Annotated in this window: 28 protein-coding genes; 2 read left to right on the forward strand and 26 right to left on the reverse strand. The window is 51.1% G+C overall.

Annotated features, from left to right (window positions below; genetic code table 11):
• Nucleotides 1-201: 201 nt before the first annotated feature.
• Together EHV15_RS03420 and EHV15_RS03425 are read right to left on the reverse strand one after the other, a co-directional pair.
• A complete protein-coding gene (locus EHV15_RS03420) occupies nt 202-432 on the reverse strand; it encodes a hypothetical protein (RefSeq protein ID WP_128630016.1) in 231 nt (76 codons plus the stop codon).
• Nucleotides 433-541: 109 nt separating this feature from the next.
• Nucleotides 542-1,159, reverse strand: coding sequence for a stage II sporulation protein M (locus EHV15_RS03425; protein ID WP_128630017.1), 618 nt, complete (start codon nt 1,157-1,159; stop codon nt 542-544).
• Nucleotides 1,160-1,287: 128 nt separating this feature from the next.
• On the opposite strand from EHV15_RS03425, the gene pdaB reads away from it, so the two are divergent.
• Nucleotides 1,288-2,097 (forward strand): polysaccharide deacetylase family sporulation protein PdaB, encoded by an 810-nt coding sequence (gene pdaB / locus EHV15_RS03430; RefSeq protein WP_128630018.1) that lies wholly within the window; start codon nt 1,288-1,290, stop codon nt 2,095-2,097.
• A 66-nt stretch (nt 2,098-2,163) separates the two neighbouring features.
• On the opposite strand, the gene EHV15_RS03435 is transcribed toward pdaB, so the two are convergent.
• Nucleotides 2,164-2,748, reverse strand: coding sequence for a KinB-signaling pathway activation protein (locus tag EHV15_RS03435; protein WP_128630019.1), 585 nt, complete (start codon nt 2,746-2,748; stop codon nt 2,164-2,166).
• Between the two features lie 140 nt (nt 2,749-2,888).
• Between EHV15_RS03435 and gerD the strand changes: the two genes are divergently transcribed.
• Nucleotides 2,889-3,653: a spore germination lipoprotein GerD gene (gene gerD, locus EHV15_RS03440; RefSeq protein ID WP_128630020.1), complete on the forward strand. Its 765-nt coding sequence runs from the start codon at nt 2,889-2,891 to the stop codon at nt 3,651-3,653.
• A gap of 36 nt (nt 3,654-3,689) precedes the next feature.
• On the opposite strand, the gene EHV15_RS03445 is transcribed toward gerD, so the two are convergent.
• The 23 genes from EHV15_RS03445 to rplF form a co-directional block, all read right to left on the reverse strand.
• Nucleotides 3,690-4,811, reverse strand: a complete 1,122-nt coding sequence (locus EHV15_RS03445; RefSeq protein ID WP_128630021.1) for an Mrp/NBP35 family ATP-binding protein — start codon at nt 4,809-4,811, stop codon at nt 3,690-3,692.
• A 59-nt stretch (nt 4,812-4,870) separates the two neighbouring features.
• Complete coding sequence (cwlD, locus tag EHV15_RS03450; RefSeq protein WP_128630022.1) at nt 4,871-5,641, reverse strand: N-acetylmuramoyl-L-alanine amidase CwlD; 771 nt, start codon at nt 5,639-5,641, stop codon at nt 4,871-4,873.
• 72 nt (nt 5,642-5,713) lie between these two features.
• A complete protein-coding gene (sat, locus tag EHV15_RS03455) occupies nt 5,714-6,883 on the reverse strand; it encodes a sulfate adenylyltransferase (RefSeq protein ID WP_128630023.1) in 1,170 nt (389 codons plus the stop codon).
• Nucleotides 6,884-6,931: 48 nt separating this feature from the next.
• The gene (locus EHV15_RS03460; RefSeq protein WP_128630024.1) at nt 6,932-7,624 is read right to left on the reverse strand and encodes a phosphoadenylyl-sulfate reductase; all 693 of its coding nucleotides are present in this window, start codon (nt 7,622-7,624) and stop codon (nt 6,932-6,934) included.
• Nucleotides 7,625-7,842: 218 nt separating this feature from the next.
• Nucleotides 7,843-8,235, reverse strand: coding sequence for a 30S ribosomal protein S9 (gene rpsI, locus EHV15_RS03465; protein ID WP_128630025.1), 393 nt, complete (start codon nt 8,233-8,235; stop codon nt 7,843-7,845).
• A 20-nt stretch (nt 8,236-8,255) separates the two neighbouring features.
• Nucleotides 8,256-8,693: a 50S ribosomal protein L13 gene (gene rplM / locus EHV15_RS03470; RefSeq protein ID WP_128630026.1), complete on the reverse strand. Its 438-nt coding sequence runs from the start codon at nt 8,691-8,693 to the stop codon at nt 8,256-8,258.
• Nucleotides 8,694-8,951: 258 nt separating this feature from the next.
• A complete protein-coding gene (locus EHV15_RS03475; protein ID WP_128630027.1) occupies nt 8,952-9,296 on the reverse strand; it encodes a TFIIB-type zinc ribbon-containing protein in 345 nt (114 codons plus the stop codon).
• A gap of 74 nt (nt 9,297-9,370) precedes the next feature.
• On the reverse strand, nt 9,371-10,156 hold the full coding sequence (gene truA / locus EHV15_RS03480) for a tRNA pseudouridine(38-40) synthase TruA (RefSeq protein WP_128630028.1): 786 nt from the start codon (nt 10,154-10,156) through the stop codon (nt 9,371-9,373).
• Between the two features lie 320 nt (nt 10,157-10,476).
• Complete coding sequence (gene rplQ, locus EHV15_RS03485; protein ID WP_128630029.1) at nt 10,477-10,842, reverse strand: 50S ribosomal protein L17; 366 nt, start codon at nt 10,840-10,842, stop codon at nt 10,477-10,479.
• Nucleotides 10,843-10,880: 38 nt separating this feature from the next.
• Nucleotides 10,881-11,825 (reverse strand): DNA-directed RNA polymerase subunit alpha, encoded by a 945-nt coding sequence (locus EHV15_RS03490; protein WP_128630030.1) that lies wholly within the window; start codon nt 11,823-11,825, stop codon nt 10,881-10,883.
• Between the two features lie 129 nt (nt 11,826-11,954).
• Nucleotides 11,955-12,350: a 30S ribosomal protein S11 gene (rpsK, locus tag EHV15_RS03495; protein WP_036619547.1), complete on the reverse strand. Its 396-nt coding sequence runs from the start codon at nt 12,348-12,350 to the stop codon at nt 11,955-11,957.
• 19 nt (nt 12,351-12,369) lie between these two features.
• On the reverse strand, nt 12,370-12,738 hold the full coding sequence (rpsM, locus tag EHV15_RS03500; RefSeq protein ID WP_016310723.1) for a 30S ribosomal protein S13: 369 nt from the start codon (nt 12,736-12,738) through the stop codon (nt 12,370-12,372).
• Between the two features lie 21 nt (nt 12,739-12,759).
• Nucleotides 12,760-12,873: a 50S ribosomal protein L36 gene (rpmJ, locus tag EHV15_RS03505; protein ID WP_003333770.1), complete on the reverse strand. Its 114-nt coding sequence runs from the start codon at nt 12,871-12,873 to the stop codon at nt 12,760-12,762.
• Nucleotides 12,874-13,063: 190 nt separating this feature from the next.
• Nucleotides 13,064-13,279 (reverse strand): translation initiation factor IF-1, encoded by a 216-nt coding sequence (gene infA / locus EHV15_RS03510; protein WP_006212898.1) that lies wholly within the window; start codon nt 13,277-13,279, stop codon nt 13,064-13,066.
• 2 nt (nt 13,280-13,281) lie between these two features.
• Nucleotides 13,282-13,596, reverse strand: coding sequence for a KOW domain-containing RNA-binding protein (locus EHV15_RS03515; protein ID WP_128630031.1), 315 nt, complete (start codon nt 13,594-13,596; stop codon nt 13,282-13,284).
• Nucleotides 13,597-13,599: 3 nt separating this feature from the next.
• Entirely contained in the window at nt 13,600-14,352 is a 753-nt protein-coding gene (gene map, locus EHV15_RS03520) for a type I methionyl aminopeptidase (RefSeq protein WP_128630032.1), read from the reverse strand.
• A 5-nt stretch (nt 14,353-14,357) separates the two neighbouring features.
• Nucleotides 14,358-15,002 carry an adenylate kinase gene (locus EHV15_RS03525; protein ID WP_128630033.1) on the reverse strand — a complete coding sequence of 215 codons (645 nt, stop codon included), beginning with the start codon at nt 15,000-15,002 and terminating at the stop codon, nt 14,358-14,360.
• Nucleotides 15,003-15,097: 95 nt separating this feature from the next.
• On the reverse strand, nt 15,098-16,396 hold the full coding sequence (secY, locus tag EHV15_RS03530) for a preprotein translocase subunit SecY (protein ID WP_128630034.1): 1,299 nt from the start codon (nt 16,394-16,396) through the stop codon (nt 15,098-15,100).
• The gene (gene rplO / locus EHV15_RS03535) at nt 16,396-16,836 is read right to left on the reverse strand and encodes a 50S ribosomal protein L15 (protein ID WP_036619537.1); all 441 of its coding nucleotides are present in this window, start codon (nt 16,834-16,836) and stop codon (nt 16,396-16,398) included. The genes secY and rplO overlap by 1 nt, the downstream gene beginning before the upstream one ends.
• A gap of 53 nt (nt 16,837-16,889) precedes the next feature.
• Complete coding sequence (rpmD, locus tag EHV15_RS03540; protein ID WP_036619536.1) at nt 16,890-17,075, reverse strand: 50S ribosomal protein L30; 186 nt, start codon at nt 17,073-17,075, stop codon at nt 16,890-16,892.
• A gap of 12 nt (nt 17,076-17,087) precedes the next feature.
• Nucleotides 17,088-17,585 (reverse strand): 30S ribosomal protein S5, encoded by a 498-nt coding sequence (gene rpsE, locus EHV15_RS03545; protein ID WP_128630035.1) that lies wholly within the window; start codon nt 17,583-17,585, stop codon nt 17,088-17,090.
• Between the two features lie 27 nt (nt 17,586-17,612).
• Entirely contained in the window at nt 17,613-17,981 is a 369-nt protein-coding gene (rplR, locus tag EHV15_RS03550; RefSeq protein WP_128630036.1) for a 50S ribosomal protein L18, read from the reverse strand.
• Nucleotides 17,982-18,064: 83 nt separating this feature from the next.
• Nucleotides 18,065-18,607 carry a 50S ribosomal protein L6 gene (gene rplF / locus EHV15_RS03555; RefSeq protein WP_128630037.1) on the reverse strand — a complete coding sequence of 181 codons (543 nt, stop codon included), beginning with the start codon at nt 18,605-18,607 and terminating at the stop codon, nt 18,065-18,067.
• Nucleotides 18,608-18,629 lie beyond the last annotated feature (22 nt).

Here is an 18,629-nt window from a genome sequence, read left to right on the forward strand (position 1 = left end):
TTTTCGTTCATCGCCGTTGTTTCAGCGGCGACTTTTATAATATATCACAGTGAGTTGGGTTTTTGCAAGAGGTTTTGTAGATTTTTTTGTTTCCACTTTAACCCAGTCAATCAAACCCGCGTCGCTGCTTTACATCCCTTACTAACGGGACGAATGCTAATTTAACATAATTCGCCCCCTATCGTCAACTCCAACTTTCTCTTATTGTTTCACTTGCGGAAAACGGGCCCGGCGGGCGTATTTGGACAGTTCTTTGGAAGGCGCAAAGCGGGCGTACATTCTAAATATCGTTTTATACCGATTGGCGATCGCATGCCGAATATCCTGATCAAGCCGATGGTCGCTCATATCCAACAGCATTTCATCCAGCTCTTTTCGCAGTACATAATCAAGTTCCTTGCATTCTTTTTCGCTGAATAACATTCCCAGCATGACAGAACAACTCCTCTTTCGTCATAGATTCAAATGTTGAAATAGGGGATGCATTGTTCACCTAAGCTCGCCAGAGGTGCTTTACTGTTATGCACATTTTTTGGGAAAATTATGATCCAACCAAATAAAAAGTCAGCGTGCTTTCGATAACGGCCGCGATGACCAAAAGCAAAACAACCCAGCATGCTCCACGGCAGAAAGCCGTAAAAAATCCCCGCCAGTCGACCGTTCTTTCCCCCGGATCCCTCGCGCCCCGCTCGCCCAGGCTTTTGATAACCAAATAGCCGAATTGCAGGCCGAATCCCGAGGCGATCAGGATCGCCGGGATTTCAATAATGCCGTGGGGAAGCAGCCCGCGAACGATCAAATCCAGCACATGTTCTCCCCGGCTGCTGGCCGCCGCCACCACATACCCGAGCGCCACCCCGTTCATCAGCAGAAATATGCCCGGCAGCAGCCCCAGCAGCCCGCCCAAAACCATGATCGCGACACTTTTTAAAGCATTGTTCAAGAAAATAAACGTGAAAAAATGCAGCTCCGGCGTCTCGGTTTGCGATAACTGCCGGCTGTATTCCCCCAATTTCTCAAGGTCCGGCAGAATCAACCGCGTCAGCGCATCGGCGTTGGCGGCCCCAAGCGCTACTCCTGCGGCAAAAATCAAAAAGGAAATCAGCATCGCCTTGCGGTAAAGCACCAAATCCATCATAAATCTTTTAAAGGAAAACATAGGTAACCTCCTTAAATTTCAGGGACAAGGGCGTCATAAAGCAGCGGGAAAAGCATACATTGGTACAAGCGGATCAGTGGATCAGTTCTGATCATTTCATTCTGATGACGAGAGGGGCTAAATTGCTAATGAACAATTTCTTCTATGTCCTGAACGGGAAGAAAATCAAACGTTTTTTCTTTGTTTTCGCTGCGGCCCTGTTTGCCGCCGGCGTCATTTACGTGGAACGGGGCCAAGTCACCGTGTTTTCCGAAGAAAGCACGCCTTCAGCCATTTATAGTGTCTCCACGAACAAAAAAGTCATTGCCCTGACCTTCGATATCAGTTGGGGAGATAAACGCGCCGAACCGATCCTCAAGGTGCTGAAGGATAAAAACGTGCAAAAAGCGACTTTTTTCCTTTCCGCCCCCTGGAGCAAAACTCATCCGGAACTGGTCAAGGCGATTCAGCAGCAGGGCTACGAAATCGGCAGCCACGGGTATAAACATGTCAACTACAGCAGCCTTACCGATGAAGAGATATCACAGCAAATTACGACCGCCCATACCATTCTTACCGAGGTGACCGGACAACCGCCAAAACTGCTCAGACTGCCTAACGGCGATTTCGATAAAAGGGTGCTGAAAATCGCTGCCAGCCAAGGCTATCAAGTCATTCAGTGGGATACGGATTCCCAGGATTGGATGAACAAAGGCGTACAGACGATCGTCGAGCGCGTTGTGAACAAAGCTCACCCCGGAGATATCGTCCTTCTTCATGCCAGCGATTCGGTCAAGCAGACGCATGAAGCGCTGCCGACCATCATCGATGAGCTGCGTAAAAAAGGCTACGAATTCGTTACGGTCACCGATCTGCTTCAGGAAGCGAACGTACAGGGCAACGAGGTGCGCGATCAAGCCTGGCTGCAAGAGCAGTTGGACTTCGCTGCCGGCTTGTGAAGCAATCGACGATATGAACAAAAAAAGCCCAGTGCATTGCTGGGCCTTTTTATGTATATCCTATCTTTAACGCTCCGGCTTCAGAACTTTATGCAAAATCAGGATCTGGTATGCGTTGCAGGCGATAAGCGGGGCAACGATCCAGGCCGTCGCCTCGGCCACTCCGATTTTCAGCACACCTACGGTTTCCACGATCGTCACCGCCACCATAAAAAACAAGGTCGGAATCCAGGCCGTTCCATTCGTGAACTTGGCCTTGAAATAGGCGGTTACGATGGCCACCACGAGTATAATGACGCCGAGGATGATGTCGGAAATCCCGCTTTTGTCCCCGCCCACGAATATCCGGAAAAACATGAGCTCCAGCAGTGCCAATGCCGTAAGCACCAGCTGTACATACTGCCATGATCTTCTGGAAAATACGCCGGTCCCCATGTAATTGATCATCAGATACGCAAAAAAACCCATTTGCGAGTAAACGCTGACCATAATGCCAACACCGAGCAAGATGCCGATATTCACGAAAATATCGGCGACGCCGTTATATTTTACCGTATCGGTCCACTGCAGCAGCAAGCCGACGATCAGCGATATGGCCGCGCCTACGCCCAAAGAAGTCGAGAACAGATAAAGCCACTTTTTCAGGTTCAAGCCCCTACACCCCCACTATCGAAATATTTTACCAACGTTCCCGTCAAAAAACCATTCTTTTCAGCCTTTTCATTGGGATAATTCCGTTTTGAAGCTGCATACTAAAACCAGCAATAATGATGATAAGGAGGAAGGGAACCATGAAATTGCGGGGTACCCGTTGGTTTTTATGTTTTTTATGTGCATTTGCTCTTCCGCTGGCGGCCTGCGGTTCTGAACAAAGCTCCTCCTCTTCCCAGGGTGGTGGAGGTTATAAAGAAACGAAATCGATGGTGATCGATATCCTGAAAACGGACGAAGGCAAAAAAGCGGTCTACGAAGCGCTGAGCTCCCCAAGCGGCGGTGGCGGCGGTGGCTCCGATCCCGGTTCGGAATCCGGTTCAGGCGGAGGGGGCGGAGCCGGAGGAGGCGGCGGCGGAACTTTCGGCGTCAAAATGATTCTCCCGCCGCAAACCAACAACGATGTGCGCATGGCCGTTAAAGAAACGATCACTTCTCCGGAATACAAAAAGGAAATCGAGAAAATCATGACCGATCCTCAATTTGCCGGGGATTTTGCCAAAGCCATCAGCTCGCAAAACAAAGAGCTCCATATGCAGTTAATCAAAGATCCGACGTATCAGAAATCCATGACCGACATGCTGAAATCGCCGGAAGTCACGAAAATGTTTTTCGATCTGACGAAAACCCCGGATTACCGTAAGCAAACGATGACCATCATGCAGGAATCGATGCAAAGCCCGCTGTTCCGCATGGAAGTGCGGGAACTGCTGAAAACGGTCGTTCAGGAAGAACTGCAGCCGAAGGTTGAAAAAGCGCCGCAGAAGCAAGGCCAAGAAGGGGGAGAAGGCCAAGGAGGCGGCGAAGGTCAAGGAGGCGGCGGCGGTGGCGGCGGTTCGTCTTAAGCCCCGCGCGAACACAAAAAAAAGACTGGCCGGAGGTCAGTCTTTTTCGCATTTATCGACGATCCGTCCAGCCAGCTCATCATACAATTTGCCGGCCGGAGTGTCCGCTTTATATACCGAAGGCGAGAAGTCGGGCTCGGACGGGTGATTGTCCGGCGCGCCCAGCGGAATCTGCGCGAGCAGCTCGGTATGGAGCGATTCGGCCAGCCGGGCCCCACCGCCTTTGCCGAAGATGTACTCTTTTTCCCCGCATTTTGAGCATTCGTAATACGCCATGTTCTCGACGACGCCCAGCACTTCATGTTCGGTTCTTAACGCCATCGTCCCCGCTCTGGCCGCCACAAAGGCCGCCGTGGCATGCGGCGTCGTTACGATGATCTCCCGGCTCTGGGGAATCATTTGGTGCACGTCAAGCGCAATATCGCCCGTCCCCGGAGGAAAGTCAAGGAGCAGATAATCCAGTTCGCCCCAATGAACATCGTTAAAAAATTGACGCAGCATCTTGCCGAGCATCGGCCCCCGCCAAATGACGGGATTGTTGTCTTGAATGAAAAAGCCCATCGACATGACTTTTACACCAAACCGTTCAACCGGGACGATCACCCCGTCTTCCACGCTAGGCGCCTCTTCAATGCCCATCATATCGGGCACGCTGAATCCGTAAATGTCCGCGTCGATCAAGCCGACCCGTTTGCCTTGGCGTGCAAGCGCGACCGCCAGATTGACCGTGACGGTCGATTTGCCGACTCCGCCCTTCCCGCTGGCCACGGCTATAAAATGCACGCCGGACGCGGGATCGAGAACCGGCAGGTGCTCCAGTCCGGCGCCGTGGCCCTTCAGTTCCCTGCCGCCCTCCGCCGGCCCGGATGCGGCGCCGCCAGAACCGCCTGAGCCGCGGGCCTCTTCCCGCTCCCGCTCGGACGCTTCGCGGAAACGAATATGTACGTCAGGCACGCCCGCCTCGGCCAGACGGTAGCGGATTTCCCGCTCCACTTCCGCCAGTTCCTCGCTGTCCTTGTCCATGCATACTACGGTTAAAGCGACCCGATTCTCTTTAATCATCATATCGCGAATCCATTGCATCTCCACCAGACTTCGCTTCGTCGCCGGTTCGGCAACGGGACGCAATGCAGCCTGGAGTTCATCCTTCGTTAACAATGAAAGCACCTCGACTTCATCAGATAGTTGGCTGGTTCATTATGATGTTTATTATAGCATTACCTGACGCCGTCTGCCGGGCTTTTGAGTTTTTCGCCGGAATAATAGCGCAATATGCCTTGATAAATCGAAGCAGCCACTTTGCGTTGATAGGCTTCGCTGCCGAGCAGGGAGGCTTCCTCGGGATTGGACAAAAAACCGACCTCCACGAGCACCGAAGGAATCCGCACCGTCTCCAGCAAATAGACGGTTTTATCCGACGGCTTGGCGACCCGGTCCGTATTTTCCAGGTTCCGTTTGAGCTCCTCCTGAACAAGCGCCGCTAAATTGGCGCTGTCCGCATGATTAGGGTAGTAGAACGACTGCGCCCCGCGCCAGCGCGGCGACGGAATGCTGTTCATATGAATGCTCACCAGCAGATCAGCCTGATTTTCCTCGACAAAGCGAACGCGGCGTTTCAAATCCTCCGTTTTGCGTTTACTGAACCCACGTGTCCCTTCATTCGCCAGATCCTTATCCTCTTCCCGCGTCATGACGACAACCGCCCCGGCCTGCTGCAAATAATCGCGCAAATACAGCGATACGGCCAGATTAATGTCCTTTTCGATCTGCCCTTGCCGGCTGACAGCGCCCCCATCCGGACCGCCGTGCCCCGCGTCAAGCGCAATAACCCGTCCCGCAAGCGGAAGGCTCCAGTATTTCCATACCTTTTGCGCAGGAGCTTGATATAACGCTATACCGATGAGCAAGGCAACAAGGCAGACGCCGATCAGCGCCTTTTTAATATGGTTCAAGGGTATCCATAGCGTTACCTTATCTTTTTCGCCCATAAAAAAGCCACCTTTCTCCCCTTCATGACATTAACCATGATATGGGACAAGGTGGACAAATATGACTGGCTGTTAACTTGTCACTTGCGATTTCATACCCTCGATCAGCACCTGGGCCACCTCGGGACGGGTAAATTCCGGCGGCGGGCAGATGCCCTCGCGCAGCAGCCCCCGCACTTTAGTGCCGGACAAAGTTAAATGATCTTCCTTCGGATGCGGGCAGGTTTTACTGGAAGCCATGTTGCCGCACTTCGTGCAAAAGAAGCTGTGCTCGAAAAACAGCGGCGAAATACCCAACTCCTCGGCGGTAAAGTTCGAAAAAATCTCCTGCGCCTCATACGTTCCGTAATAATCGCCGACCCCGGCATGATCGCGGCCAACGATGAAATGCGTACAGCCGTAGTTTTTCCGCACCATCGCATGGAAAATCGCTTCACGCGGTCCCGCGTAGCGCATCGCCGCCGGGAATACGCCCAGGAACGTGCGGTCTTTGGGATAATAATTTTCGAGCAGCGTCAAATAACTTTTCATTCTCACGTCTGCCGGAACATCGTCGGACTTGGTCTCGCCGACAAGCGGGTTCAAAAACAGGCCGTCCACAATCTCCAGCGCGCTCTTTTGGATGTATTCATGCGCCCGGTGCACGGGGTTGCGGGTCTGAAAGCCAACGACCTTCCTCCAGCCCTTCTCGGCAAAGATACGGCGCGTGTCCGCCGGATCGAAGTAAAACTCCCCGAAGCGAGCCGGCTGCGGCCGATTCAGCACCTGTACCGAACCGCCGGCATAATACGGCGAACGCTCAAACAGCTTTCTTACGCCCGGGTGCTCGATATCGTCCGTTTTGAAGACATTTTTGGCTTCCTCTCCATGGTCGACCTCATAGATGCTTCCAATTTCAAGCAGCGCGTAAATGACGCCGTCCTGTTCCCCGGTTAGCGCAACCTTTTCCCCTACGGCCAACAGCTTCGCCTGTTCCTTGCTGACGGAAAGGGTAATCGGGATGCTCCATATGGTACCGTCCGCCAGCCGCATCCGCTGCACCACGGAACGGTAATCCGCTTCGTTCATAAAGCCGGTTAACGGCGAAAAAGCACCGACCCCAATCAGGTCCAAATCGGATATCGTCCAGGCATTGATGGAAATCGACTGAAGTTCCCGCGCCAACGCCAATAATTCAGTACGCTCCTCGCCGGTCACGAGCCTATTCACCAGGCTGCCTCCATGCGGTAAAATTGCCGTCATTTGATCTCCCCCAATTTCCAATTCGTTTGTCGCTTTTGCATTAGCGTATTATTTGTGCAACCCGCATTCCGTCTTTTCCGTGCCGGCCCAACGTCCTGCCCGAGGGTCTTCCCCTGGCATAACCGGCCGTGTGCAGTACTCACAGCCGATGCTTGGGAAATTCCGATCGTGCAGCGGGTTGTAAATGAGCTGATTGTCCCGGATGTAGTTCCATACATCATCCGACGTCCAATCTGCCAACGGATTGAATTTGACCAAGCCGAATTTAACGTCGTATTCGACCTTCTTGGCATTGGCCCGCGTTGGCGCCTGGTCGCGGCGTATTCCCGTAATCCAAGCCTCGTAACCGCCAAGCACGCGGGTTAACGGCTCCACCTTGCGAATATTGCAGCAGGCGTTCGGATCGGATTTCCACAGTTCATCCCCGTGCTTCTCCGCTTGCTCCTCCGGCGTAAGCTTCGGGGATACGCGTACGAACTCCAGATTATATTGGGCCGCAATCGCATCGCGCGTCTCATACGTTTCTTTAAAGTGAAAATCGGTATCCAGATAAAAAATATCCGTGGATGGACTGATTTTCTGCAGCATGTCAACGATCACGACATCTTCCGCGCCGAAGCTGCAGGCGAAAGTGATGTTCGGAAACGCCTCGACCGCCCAGGCAATGATCTCCTGCGGGGTGTAGGTTTCAAATTCCTCCGCCTTTGTGTGAATCAGCTGTTCTTTTTCCAATAAATTCAATGATTTCAACCTCCCACTAAGGTATGCCTATGGATGGAATAAAACCGACTAATCAGATTAGAATTATATTTTTAAGTATAAAACATAAATATGATAAGTCAACAAAAAAAATCCATTTTGAAAAAAAGACCAGCTTTTCAACATAAAAAAGATGTATATGTACGAAAAAGCAAAAAAGCCCTTCTCCGAAAGCCGGAGAAGGGCTTAGCTTGCAAATATTAACGTTTCGAGAATTGAGGCGCGCGACGAGCGGCTTTGAGACCGTATTTCTTACGTTCTTTCATCCGTGGGTCACGAGTCAGGAAGCCTGCTTTTTTCAGCGCAGGACGGAATTCCGGATCTGCTTTGAGCAGAGCACGGGAGATCCCGTGGCGGATTGCGCCGGCTTGACCGGAAATACCGCCGCCATGAGCGATGACGATGACGTCGTAGTTGCCGATCGTTTCCGTCAAAGCCAGAGGTTGTTTTACGATCAGCTTCAGCGTTTCCAGACCGAAATAATCGTTGATGTCGCGTTTATTGATGACAATGCGTCCTTCACCCGGTACAAGGCGAACACGAGCTACCGAATGTTTACGACGACCTGTCCCATAGTATTGTACTTGTGCCATGAAACTGTCCTCCCTTTTAATTATCCGCGAAGTTCGTAAACTTCAGGTTTTTGTGCCGCATGTGGATGCTCTGTGCCAGCGTAAGCTTTCAATCTCAGCTTCATTTTCTCACCTTGGCGAGTTTTTGGCAGCATGCCGTGAACGGCGGACTCGATTACACGTTCAGGTTTCGTTCTCAGCAAATCCTTGGCTGTAGTCACTTTCAAACCGCCCGGATGCAGGGAATGACGATAGTACTTTTTGTTATCCATTTTTTTGCCGGTCAGGGCGATTTTCTCCGCATTGATGACGACAACAAAGTCACCGCAGTCAACGTGTGGAGTGAATTGTGGTTTATGTTTACCGCGGATGAGAGCGGCAGCTTCGCTTGCCAGGCGGCCCAGCGTTTTGCCTTCGGCATCGATGATATGCCATTTGCGCTCAACTTCGCCCGGCTTCGCCATATAAGTGGTACGCATGTAATGATCCTCCTTCAAATTCGTCCGTTTCAATCCTGCTGAAAACGATCCTGCTCTTCAGGTCGCCTGACCTTTTCCAGCACATTTATCTTCGATCGTTTCATTCATAATTAGCAAATCTCAAATGCTTGTTTGGTTGGCTTTCTTGACTGGGGGCTGTGGGAGAGCCATCAAGAAAACACAACTTTTATTTTACAGGAAGGGCAAATAATACGCAAGCTTTTTTTAAGGTTTTCTCGCTAAAATGCCGCTTCCCGGTTAATCAAACAGATCGCCAAACACATCAAGCACCGATTTCTTCTTTTTATGTTTATAGTGTTTGTCATAACCGTGCTGCGAGTATCGCGGATCGCGATCATACCCCTTCTCTGGATAGCTGTCATATCCTTCGTTGGACTTCGGCTTTGGCCGGTCATAATCCCGGTCATAATCCCGCTCATACCACTCGTTAAAAGCAGGCCGGAGTTCCCGCACTTCGCTCATCAGCTTCTCCAGCTCTCCTCGGTCCAGCCAAACTCCTTTGCAATCCGGACAAACATCGATCAAGACGCCATCCTTCTCCACTTCTCTCATGCGCACATCACTACATACCGGACATTTCATACGGAAAAACCTCCTTAGGGCTCATTTTAATAATCACATTTTTAAATATGTTACGTATGAGTCCAACCGGGGTTTCACATCAAAAGAGCTTTTTCTTCGTATTCGACGCTCCACAGCATCAACCCTTTGCTTTCCGCTGTAGGGCCGGCCGCTGCGCGGCTACGGGCTTCGAGAATAAGCGGAATCTCTTCCGGCTTACGTTTGCCCTCGCCGATTTCCAGGACCGTACCCACAATGATGCGAACCATATGCTGCAAAAAGCCGTTGCCGGTAAAATAGAAGTGAATGATCCCCTGCCCTTCGCTGCCGGAAGCATCCGGCGATGTATCCACTTCCAAGCGGGCATCATAAATCGTGCGAACATGACTCGGTTTGGTGGAATAACGCGAGGCGAAGGATGTATAATCATGCGTACCGACCAAAAAGGCCAGCCCCAAGCGCATCGCCTCAATATCGAGCCGGCCGTAATGGTGCAACTGGTAGTTTCGCTGGAACACGTCGGGAAAACGATTCCCGTTGATCGTATAGCGATACGTTTTGCGTTTAGCCGACCGTCTGGAATGAAAGGATAGCGGAACCTCTCTGGCCGAAGTCACCCGGATATCGGAAGGAAGACGGCTGTTCAGCGCCAGGCACCAGCGTTCCACCGGAATCTTCGCCGCCGTCGGGAAATTAAACGGCTGCTGCCGGGCATGTACGCCGGCATCGGTCCGCCCGGAGCCGTGGATTTTCACCTGTTCTCCGGTAAGCCCGTAAATCGCCGCTTCCAGATGGTCCTGCACCGTGTTGCCGCCAGGCTGGGTTTGAAAACCGTAATAGTTCGTGCCGTCGTAACTGACGGTCATCAGCAAATTACGCATCGGTTCCTTCCTTCCTGAGTCGTTGGGTGGTCTACATATATTGAATTAATGTCGGGTCGGATAGAGGCAGACGTGTGAAATGTTCTTACGATCGCTGTTGTTCGCGGATTTCTTTGATTCAGTAAATTCAAACATGGTAGAAATCCGCTCACAAAGGCGAACGCTCCGCTTCTTCAGAATCATTTCACCCTCTTGCCTATTTTCCTCCCTGTCTCAAGCTCAGCTTATGTAGACTCACAGAAAAAAACTCTCCGAAAGCTTAGCCATAAGGCGAGCCGACAGAGAGTTTTACACGCTTTGTTTGGGGAGATCCCCGTAAATTACGCCCGGTCTACCAGTTCCAGATAAACCATAGGAGCAGAGTCGCCGCGGCGAGGTCCCAATTTCAAGATACGGGTATATCCGCCTGGACGCGCGGAATAACGAGTTGCCAGTTCATTGAACAGCTTTTGGATTGCATCCTGCTCCCCGTCGATCGATTCGCGGCGAACGTAAGCTGCCACTTGACGACGGGCGTGCAAATCTCCGCGTTTTGCCTTGGTGATCAGCTTTTCAGCGATCGAACGAACTTCTTTCGCTTTCGCCTCCGTCGTTTGGATGCGCTCGTATAAGAACAGGTCCGTTACCAGGTCACGGAACAAAGCTTTACGTGCGCTGGAATCGCGGCCCAACTTTTGGTATGCCATGAGTTTTCCCTCCTTCGCTAAAACGATTCAAGTGGTCTTTATTCTTCAGTGCGTAATCCCAAACCAAGTTCCTCGAGCTTCTCTTGAACTTCCTCCAAAGATTTGCGGCCAAGGTTGCGCACCTTCATCATATCTTCTTCGGTTTTCGTCGTCAGCTCTTGTACCGTGTTAATCCCGGCACGTTTGAGGCAGTTATAGGAACGAACGGAGAGATCGAGCTCTTCAATCGTCATTTCAAGCACTTTTTCTTTCTTGTCTTCTTCCTTCTCAACCATGATTTCAGCGTCCTTCGCTTCGTCCGTCAACCCGACGAACAGGAAGAGATGCTCGGTCAAAATTTTTGCGCCGAGGCTAACCGCTTCTTCAGGTTTGATGCTGCCATCGGTCCACACTTCAAGCGTCAGCTTGTCATAGTTGGTCACTTGGCCAACACGGGTGTTCTCCACCACATAATTGACGCGAGTAATCGGGGTATAGATCGAATCGACGGGAATGACACCAATCGGCTGATCATCTCGTTTATTCCGATCTGCCTGAACATAACCACGACCGCGTCCCGCATAAATGCGCATGTGAAGTCTCGAACCCGGCTCCATCGTTGCGATATGCAGATCCGGATTCAAAATTTCCACGTCGCTGTCCGCACGGATATCCCCTGCCGTAATCAAGCCTTCGCCTTCCGCATCGATTTCGAGAATTTTCTCTTCATCGGAGTGGATTTTGAGCGAGAGAGCTTTCAGGTTCAGGATAATTTCCGTAACGTCTTCCATAACGCCCGGGATGGTCGAGAATTCATGCAGAACTCCATCGATTTGGACCGAGGTTACCGCAGCACCCGGCAAAGAAGATAGCAAAATCCGGCGAAGCGAGTTGCCCAGTGTGGTGCCATATCCACGCTCAAGTGGTTCTACTACAAATTTCCCATAGGTGCCTTCTTCGTTAACTTCTACGGTCTCAATTTTTGGCTTTTCGATTTCTATCACGAAGTACCCCTCCTTCAAAACGTCGTTCCTTTGAAACTGCCTTGTTTGCTGAAGTCGATCATGTAGTATGCCTAAACAACCATTGTTACCAAGTGGCGCTGTTGTTATACCACATTCAGTACGGCTTCATTAAACACGGCGGCGTTTTGGAGGACGGCAGCCGTTGTGAGGAATCGGAGTCACGTCTTTGATCATGTTAACTTCAAGACCTGCCGCTTGCAATGAGCGAATAGCGGCTTCACGGCCGGCACCAGGACCTTTGACCATAACTTCAACAGTCTTCATGCCATGCTCCATAGCCGCTTTCGCAGCCGATTCCGCAGCCATTTGCGCGGCAAACGGCGTCGATTTACGGGAGCCTTTGAAGCCGAGATTACCGGAGCTTGCCCAAGAGATCGCGTTGCCGTGCGGGTCCGTAATGGTAACGATCGTATTGTTGAAGGTGGAGCGGATATGTGCCACACCAGATTCGATATTTTTCCGGTCACGACGTTTCGTGCGTACGACTTTTTTTGGTTTAGCCATTGTCTGTTATCCCCCCTTCTTATTTCTTCTTGTTCGCTACCGTACGACGAGGACCCTTGCGAGTACGGGCATTCGTTTTCGTACGTTGTCCGCGAACCGGCAAGCCGCGACGGTGACGCACACCGCGGTAGCAGCCGATTTCGATCAAACGTTTAATATTTAAGGAAATTTCACGACGCAGGTCGCCTTCCACCTTGACCGTTTTGTCGATCGTTTCGCGTAGTTTGCTAACCTCATCTTCCGTCAAATCACGAACACGAGTGTCCGGATTGATGCCTGTTTCTTTCAGGATTTTCTGAGAAGTCGTTTTACCGATTCCGAAAATGTAAGTTAAGGCGATCTCAACGCGTTTATCACGTGGCAAATCCACACCAGCAATACGTGCCATTTTACGCTACACCCCCTTCTATTAACCTTGTTTTTGTTTGTGTTTCGGATTTTCGCAAATCACCATGACATTGCCTTTGCGACGAATGACTTTGCATTTTTCGCAAATCGGCTTTACAGAAGGTCTTACCTTCATGTTGATTACCTCCTAAAAGTTTTACGTAAGTAAAACTAACTTCGAAAGCACGAGCTTAGTTTTGCGAAGCAAAACTCTCTTCGTAAGGAAAAACTAAGTTTTACGGATGTAAAACTTTATCGTCAGCATTGGTTTGAAACAACTCAACCTGCATATTGTACCACAAAACAGCGGCACATGCCAGAGCCAACTATTTACGGTAAGTGATCCGGCCTTTTGTCAAATCATAAGGCGACAGTTGGACAACCACCTTGTCTCCGGTCAAAATACGGATGAAGTGCATCCGCAGCTTCCCGGAAACATGAGCGAGAATTTGATGGCCATTTTCCAGCTCAACCTTGAATGTTGCATTCGGCAGCGGTTCAATAACCGTGCCTTCGACTTCAATGACATCTTCTTTAGCCACAGTCAGTCTCCTTTCTCTTCAGCCTCGGAACTTTCGGATTTCAAATAGACAAGCACGGCGTGACGCAGCTTCGCATTTGTAACCCGGCCGCTCTCCTGCAAACTATGAACAACCTCGCTGCTGACCATGGGCAGTAACTCAAGATGCTGGACGTTTTTTCGCTTCGGCTGGTCAAACTTGCGTTTGTCCCCGTCCGCGATCTGAACGAACCTGTCGTCCACGATCTGAACGATCACGTTCACCGTTCCGGCATCCCTGCCTTTTAGAACTTTCACCAATTGACCCGGCTGCGCTTCCGAACGTTGTTTCACATTCATCACCTACGCGTCCAGCTTCGTGAAAATTTCCATACCGTCAGGCGTAACGGCCACCGTATGCTCAAAATGAGCGCACAACGAGCCGTCCACCGTAACGACCGTCCAATTGTCGTCCAGCGTTTTGACATACCTTTTTCCCACGTTAACCATCGGTTCGATCGCCAGGACCATCCCGGGTTTGAGCCGCGGCCCCCGGTCAGGCATGCCGTAGTTCGGAATTTGCGGTTCTTCATGCAGCTTGGATCCAATGCCGTGTCCGACATATTCCCGAACGACGGAAAAACCTGCAGCTTCGATATGCTGCTGAATCGCATGCGAAATCGTGAACAAGCGGACATCCGGCTTCACGAGCGCAAGGCCCGCATACAGCGATCCTTCGGTCACTTCAAGCAACCGTTTCGCTTCCGCCGAAATTTCGCCCACCGGATAGGTCCACGCCGAGTCGCCGTGGTAGCCGCGATACTCCGCGCCGATATCCAGACTGATGATATCGCCTTCGTTCAATTTGCGTTTGCCGGGAAATCCGTGTACCAATTCTTCGTTGACCGAAGCGCAAATGCTGTAAGGAAAACCGTTGTAGCCCTTAAAGGACGGCACGGCGCCCTGACTGCGAATAAATCTGTCGGCGATCTGATCGAGTTCCCCCGTCGTAATTCCAGGCTCAATCGATTGCGCCATGAGCCTGTGCGTTTCCGCTACGATTCGCCCAGCTTCTCGCATAAAGCCCAGTTCCGTTTCGGATTTACAGATGATCATTACACCTAACCTCGCAGTAATGATACGATTTCTTTCGAGACCGCATCGATTTCCTGTTCGCCGTCTACTTGGCGCAGCAGGCCTTTTTCTTCGTAAAACTTCAGAAGCGGTGCCGTTTTGTTGATATATTCGTCCAGCCGTGTACCTACATGCTCTTCCGTATCGTCAGAGCGTTGGTACAGCTCGCCGCCGCATTTATCGCAGACACCTTCCTGCTTAGGAGGATTAAAGATCACATGATAAGTGGCCCCGCAAGATTTGCAAATCCGGCGTCCGGTCAGCCGCGCCAGCAGCTTGTTCCGGTCCACTTTCAAGTTGATGACGTGGTCCAGCTTGCGCCCCATTTCCTGGAGCAGTTCCTCCAGCGATTCCGCTTGCGAAAGGGTTCTTGGAAAACCGTCCAATAAAAAACCTTTTTCGCAATCGGACTGCTGCAGGCGTTCGCGGACGATGCCCACCGTGACGTCATCAGGCACCAAAAGGCCCTTATCGATATATTCCTTCGCTTTCACCCCTACGGGCGTTCCCTGTTTGATGGCCAGACGGAACGCATCGCCGGTGGAGATGTGAGGAATACCGAATTCATTGACGATGGTCTCGGCTTGTGTTCCTTTTCCCGCTCCGGGAGGACCCATGAAAAGCAGGTTCATGTCTCTCACTCCCTCCAAAAAATCACACCATGACAATAAACAGCACAATAGGTGCCAGGCGAGCCCAGCAGCAGCCCGATCCTGGTACCTATCGCCTATTTATTGATAAAGCCTTTATAGTGACGTTTGATCAACTGACCTTCGATCGTCTTCATCGTATCCAGCGCAACGCCGATAACGATCAGAATCGAGGTTCCGCCAATAAGAACCGTACGCGGCAGATTTGCCAATGCGCCGAGGCCCATAGGCAGGATGGAGATGGCCGCGAGGAACACGGAGCCGGTCATCGTCAAGCGGGTCAGAACCCGGGTGAGATAAGTTTCGGTTGCTTTCCCCGGGCGAATTCCCGGAATGTATCCGCCGTTTTTCTTCATATTTTCGGCCATTTGCTGCGGGTTCATCTGTACGAACGTATAGAAGAACGTAAAGCCGATGATCATGACCACATAAAGCACAATCCCAAGCGGCGCGTTCGTGGACAGGTTGTGTGTAACCCATTGCGCCCAGGTGTGCGTCGACCAGAAGCTGGCGATCACAACCGGGAACTGCAGCAAGGAAATTGCGAAAATGACCGGAATAACGCCCGCGGCATTGATTTTCAGCGGAATATGCGTATTCTGTCCGCCGTACATCTTGTTGCCGACGACGCGTTTGGCGTACTGCACCGGAATCTTCCGTACGGCCTGCTGGATGTAAATAACACCGATGACGATCAGTACGCACACGAGGATAATCGCGATGGATTTCACCACGTTAATGAAAGTTTGCCCTTCAACGATAAATTCCGATTGGGCGATCGTTGTGATATGCGAAGGAAACGAAGCAACGATCCCGGCAAAGATGATCAGCGAGATCCCGTTGCCGATGCCTTTATCGGTAATTTGTTCACCGAGCCACATCAAAAACGAAGTGCCTGCGGTCAACACGATCGCAATAACCAGATAATCCGCAAAGGTCGCATTCGGCACCATTTGCGTTCCATACAACCGATTGAAACCAATCGATGTGGCAAACGCCTGAATGATTGCCAAAATGACCGTACCGTAACGAGTTACCTGGGCCATCTTCTTTTTCCCGTGCTCCCCTTGCTTAGCCCATTCCGCAAACTTCGGAACAACGTCCATGGACAAGAGCTGCACAATGATGGAAGCCGTGATATAAGGCATAATCCCGAGGGCAAAGATTGAGAAATTCGCCAAAGCGCCTCCCGAGAAGGTGTTCAAGAGCCCGAGCAGATTGTTCCCCGATTCGTTTGCCGACTGAAATACCGACGCATTAACGCCCGGAACCGGAACGAAAGATCCGATCCGGTAAATGAGAAAGATAAACATCGTAAACAGAATACGGGTGCGCAGGTCCTGAACATGCCATATGTTCTTAATGGTTTTAAACATTAGATCACCTCGGTTTTACCGCCGGCAGCCTCGATTTTCTCTACCGCAGATTGGGAGAACTTGTTCGCTTTCACTGTCAACTTGACAGTTACTTCGCCGTTGCCGAGAATCTTGATGCCGCTCTTCGCGTCTTTCACGATCCCTTGTTCAAACAACAGTTCAGGAGTTACTTCCGTATCCGCCGCAAATTTGTTCAAATCTTGGATGTTGACAATCGCATACTCTTTCCGCGTCGGATTAATAAATCCGCGTTTCGGCAAGCGACGATACAACGGGTTTTGACCGCCTTCAAATCCCGGACGGACACCGCCGCCGGAACGAGCGTTTTGACCTTTGTGACCACGGGTAGACGTTTTACCCATACCGCTACCTGTACCGCGGCCAACGCGCTTGCGCTCGTGGCGGGATCCAGGAGCTGGAGAAAGCTCATGTAACTTCATCTTCGTTGCACCTCCTTATTTATTGTTGGCACTTATAAAATACTCAAAACCTGTTAGGCTTCGATTTCTTTAACTGAAACCAGGTGGCTTACTTGATTCACCATGCCGCGGATGGCCGGATTGTCATTGTGAACCACGGTTTGGTTGATTTTGCGAAGACCCAAGGTTTTCACGGTAGTACGTTGGTTCTCCGGACGACCGATCAAACTACGCACGAGGGTAATTTGCAGTTTAGCCATGAGATTCCCTCCTTAACCGAGAAGTTCTTCGACGGTTTTACCGCGTAATTTCGCAACATCCTCAGCGCGTTTCAGACGGGACAAGCCCTCCAAAGTCGCATTGACCATGTTGATGGAATTCGAAGAACCTAAAGATTTTGTCAAAATGTCGCCCACGCCTGCCAGCTCAAGCACGGCGCGAACCGGACCGCCGGCGATAACCCCGGTACCTTCGGACGCCGGTTTCAGGAGCACACGGCCAGCACCGAAATGTCCGGTTACCAGGTGAGGAATCGTCGTGCCTACGAGCGGAACGTGAATCAGGTTTTTCTTCGCATCGTCAATCCCTTTGCGAATGGCATCAGGGACTTCGCCCGCTTTACCGATGCCGGCGCCAACCCAACCTTTGCCATCGCCGACAACCACGAGCGCACTGAAGCTAAAACGACGTCCGCCTTTAACTACTTTAGCTACGCGGTTAATATTTACAACTCTTTCAGTCAGTTCTAAAGTGTTCGGATCTACACGCAAGTCGTTAACCTCCTTTTAGTGAATATTTTAGAATTCCAGGCCTGCTTCGCGGGCTGCGTCAGCCAGCGCCTGAATCCGTCCATGGTACAGGTATCCCCCACGGTCAAACACAATGCTCTTGTAGCCTTTATCTACAGCGCGTTTTGCGATCAGTTCGCCAACTTTACGGGCGGATTCGACGTTGCCGCCGTTGCCGATCGAACCGCTCAGCTCTTTGTCCACAGTCGAAGCGCTGGCCAGCGTTACGCCTGCCACATCGTCGATCAGTTGGGCATAGATATGCTTGGAAGAACGGTATACGTTCAGTCTTGGACGTTCAGCCGTACCTTGAACTTTCGTCCGCACGCGCAGATGTCTTTTCAGACGAGCTTTGTTCTTATCGCCTTTTGTAATCATGACTTTCCTTTCACTCCCTTCGGTTTACCGTTACAGGCATTTCATTTCAAGACGCCAGAAGGACGGGGCCGCTAAGCAGAAACTTATTTCTTCTTACCGGCTTTACCTTCCTTACGAATGATGCGTTCACCTTCATACTTGATCCCTTTGCCTTTGTAAGGCTCAGGCTCGCGGACGGAGCGGATTTTAGCGGCGTATTCGCCTACGCGCTCCTTATTGATCCCTTTAACGATGATCTTCGTATTCGAAGGTACTTCAAATTCGATGCCCTCTTCCGGAGTGATTTCAACCGGGTGAGAGTAACCTACGTTCAGAACGAGTTTTTTGCCGGACAAGCTTGCGCGGTATCCGACGCCGACCAGTTCAAGCGACTTCGAGAAGCCTTCCGTTACCCCGCTGACCATGTTGTTCACTACCGAACGGGTCGTGCCGTGCAGAGAACGATGTAATTTATTATCAGAAGGACGTTCAATGGTAATCACGTTGTCTTGAACCGTTACCTTGATGTCCTTATGCAGCTCACGAGACAAAGAACCTTTCGGTCCTTTTACCGTAATCACGGTGTTGTCGAGTGTGACGTTCACACCACTTGGTACTGTAATTGGTTTGCGACCAATACGAGACATGTAGTTGCACCTCCTTGTTATA

This window comes from Paenibacillus oralis, from assembly GCF_003863965.1.
GTDB lineage: Bacteria > Bacillota > Bacilli > Paenibacillales > Paenibacillaceae > Fontibacillus > Fontibacillus oralis.

Bases quoted from the DNA above. Each gene is read 5' to 3' on its own strand.
- rplO (WP_036619537.1), bottom strand. From the start codon at position 16,836: ATGAAGTTACATGAGCTTTCTCCAGCTCCTGGATCCCGCCACGAGCGC.
- secY (WP_128630034.1), bottom strand. From the start codon at position 16,396: ATGTTTAAAACCATTAAGAACATATGGCATGTTCAGGACCTGCGCACC.
- rplM (WP_128630026.1), bottom strand. From the start codon at position 8,693: ATGCGTACCACTTATATGGCGAAGCCGGGCGAAGTTGAGCGCAAATGG.
- map (WP_128630032.1), bottom strand. From the start codon at position 14,352: ATGATCATCTGTAAATCCGAAACGGAACTGGGCTTTATGCGAGAAGCT.
- rpmD (WP_036619536.1), bottom strand. From the start codon at position 17,075: ATGGCTAAACTGCAAATTACCCTCGTGCGTAGTTTGATCGGTCGTCCG.
- rplF (WP_128630037.1), bottom strand. From the start codon at position 18,607: ATGTCTCGTATTGGTCGCAAACCAATTACAGTACCAAGTGGTGTGAAC.
- rplQ (WP_128630029.1), bottom strand. From the start codon at position 10,842: ATGGCATACCAAAAGTTGGGCCGCGATTCCAGCGCACGTAAAGCTTTG.
- EHV15_RS03525 (WP_128630033.1), bottom strand. From the start codon at position 15,002: ATGAACCTGCTTTTCATGGGTCCTCCCGGAGCGGGAAAAGGAACACAA.
- sat (WP_128630023.1), bottom strand. From the start codon at position 6,883: ATGACGGCAATTTTACCGCATGGAGGCAGCCTGGTGAATAGGCTCGTG.
- rplR (WP_128630036.1), bottom strand. From the start codon at position 17,981: ATGATTACAAAAGGCGATAAGAACAAAGCTCGTCTGAAAAGACATCTG.
- rpsI (WP_128630025.1), bottom strand. From the start codon at position 8,235: ATGGCACAAGTACAATACTATGGGACAGGTCGTCGTAAACATTCGGTA.
- EHV15_RS03515 (WP_128630031.1), bottom strand. From the start codon at position 13,596: ATGAATGTGAAACAACGTTCGGAAGCGCAGCCGGGTCAATTGGTGAAA.
- rpmJ (WP_003333770.1), bottom strand. From the start codon at position 12,873: ATGAAGGTAAGACCTTCTGTAAAGCCGATTTGCGAAAAATGCAAAGTC.
- pdaB (WP_128630018.1), top strand. From the start codon at position 1,288: ATGAACAATTTCTTCTATGTCCTGAACGGGAAGAAAATCAAACGTTTT.
- EHV15_RS03420 (WP_128630016.1), bottom strand. From the start codon at position 432: ATGCTGGGAATGTTATTCAGCGAAAAAGAATGCAAGGAACTTGATTAT.
- truA (WP_128630028.1), bottom strand. From the start codon at position 10,156: ATGCGTAATTTGCTGATGACCGTCAGTTACGACGGCACGAACTATTAC.
- rpsM (WP_016310723.1), bottom strand. From the start codon at position 12,738: ATGGCACGTATTGCTGGTGTGGATTTGCCACGTGATAAACGCGTTGAG.
- cwlD (WP_128630022.1), bottom strand. From the start codon at position 5,641: ATGGGCGAAAAAGATAAGGTAACGCTATGGATACCCTTGAACCATATT.
- rpsK (WP_036619547.1), bottom strand. From the start codon at position 12,350: ATGGCTAAACCAAAAAAAGTCGTACGCACGAAACGTCGTGACCGGAAA.
- EHV15_RS03475 (WP_128630027.1), bottom strand. From the start codon at position 9,296: ATGAAATGTCCGGTATGTAGTGATGTGCGCATGAGAGAAGTGGAGAAG.
- gerD (WP_128630020.1), top strand. From the start codon at position 2,889: ATGAAATTGCGGGGTACCCGTTGGTTTTTATGTTTTTTATGTGCATTT.
- EHV15_RS03425 (WP_128630017.1), bottom strand. From the start codon at position 1,159: ATGTTTTCCTTTAAAAGATTTATGATGGATTTGGTGCTTTACCGCAAG.